Origin of the sequence: Streptomyces sennicomposti, assembly GCF_019890635.1 — a bacterium.
GTDB lineage: Bacteria > Actinomycetota > Actinomycetes > Streptomycetales > Streptomycetaceae > Streptomyces > Streptomyces sennicomposti.
Window position 1 is genome coordinate 1 of record NZ_JAIOAB010000149.1, and the last position, 270, is coordinate 270.

The following is a 270-nucleotide window of genomic DNA, read 5'->3' on the forward strand; positions in this document are numbered from 1 at the left end:
GTCAGCATGCCGTCACCTCCCGCACACCCGCGCGGTGCGCGCCGAGCCGGTCGACGGCCGCGCCGTGGCGCGCCGCCTCGTGGACGGTGTTCATGGTCTCTCCGATCAGATGTTCAGTGGGGAAGGGCCGGGGCGAGCCAGCCGGCCGGTCCGTAGGCCTGCGCGGCGCGCAGGAGGCGGCGTCGTGAGGTCCAGGCGCTGGTGCGCCGCGGGGCGGGTCCGGCGTCCGGCCGCCCGGCGACGGACAGCAGGGCGACCACGGCGGCCAGT

General features: G+C 77.4%; 1 protein-coding gene. It reads right to left on the reverse strand.

Annotated elements, in window-relative coordinates; translation table 11 throughout:
- Positions 1–113: 113 nt before the first annotated feature.
- The gene (locus K7787_RS32500; RefSeq protein WP_372456715.1) at positions 114–260 is read right to left on the reverse strand and encodes a hypothetical protein; all 147 of its coding nucleotides are present in this window, start codon (positions 258–260) and stop codon (positions 114–116) included.
- Between the last annotated feature and the right edge of the window lie 10 nt (positions 261–270).